The 806-nt window shown below is 70.8% G+C and carries 1 protein-coding gene; it reads right to left on the bottom strand.

Going from position 1 to position 806, the window contains the following annotated elements:
* Positions 1 to 666: glycoside hydrolase family 15 protein (locus FLX08_RS40000; protein ID WP_244313249.1), on the bottom strand; the 666-nt coding region annotated here is incomplete at its 3' end.
* Positions 667 to 806 lie beyond the last annotated feature (140 nt).

Below are 806 nucleotides of genomic sequence, written 5' to 3'. Positions count from 1 at the left end.
CAGCGAGCGGACCACGGCGTCGCGCCAGGGACCCCGATAACCGCATCGGGAGACCCACTCCCGCCACAGGAGCCTGGTCTCGGCGAGCTGCTCCATCGGGTCGATCCGCTCCGGCTCCGGCTCGTGGGAAGGATGCCAGGTGAACACGAACGGCACCCGCTCGCCGGCGGCGACCGTGAACGTCGCCTGGTGCCGGTAGTCGCCGCCGCGCAGCGGGACTCCGGAGTGGATCCAGACCGAGTCGGGGCCGCCGATGGCGTGCAGGTGCCCGTTGCTGCGGCGCACCCAGGGGACGATGCGGCCGTAGTCGAAGCGGATGCGGATCTCGGTCGTCATCTCCACGGTGCCCGACAGGCCCTCCACGATCCGTACGAGATCGGGGTTGGCGTGCCGGGGAGGCATGAAGTCGATCACCTTGACCGCGCCCGTGGGCGTCTCCCAGACGGTCTCCAGGATGAGCGTGTCCTCGACGTACGCCCGGCGGGTGGCCCGGTCGTGCCCCGCGGCGGCCACCCGCCAGAAGCCGTTGGACTCGTCGCCGAGCAGCCGGGTGAAACAGGAGGGGGAGTCGAACCGTGGCAGGCACAGCCAGTCGACCGAGCCGTCCATGCCGACGAGGGCGGCCGACTGCATGTCGCCCACGAGGGCGTATTCCTCGATCCGCATGACCGTCACGCTACCCGGCGCGGGCCCTCCGCTCATCCGCGAGCGCGGCCGTCAGAGGCTCGCCGCCGTCGCCACACCCGGTAGTTCCCTGCTCAGCGCCTGTGCGGTGCGGATCAGGTGGATGTGGCTGAAGGCTTGGA

The sequence above is a fragment of the Microbispora hainanensis genome, from assembly GCF_006874475.1.
Taxonomy (GTDB): domain Bacteria; phylum Actinomycetota; class Actinomycetes; order Streptosporangiales; family Streptosporangiaceae; genus Microbispora; species Microbispora hainanensis.
Note: the sequence above shows the minus strand (reverse complement) of the source record. Positions and strands in the feature narration are given on the sequence as shown.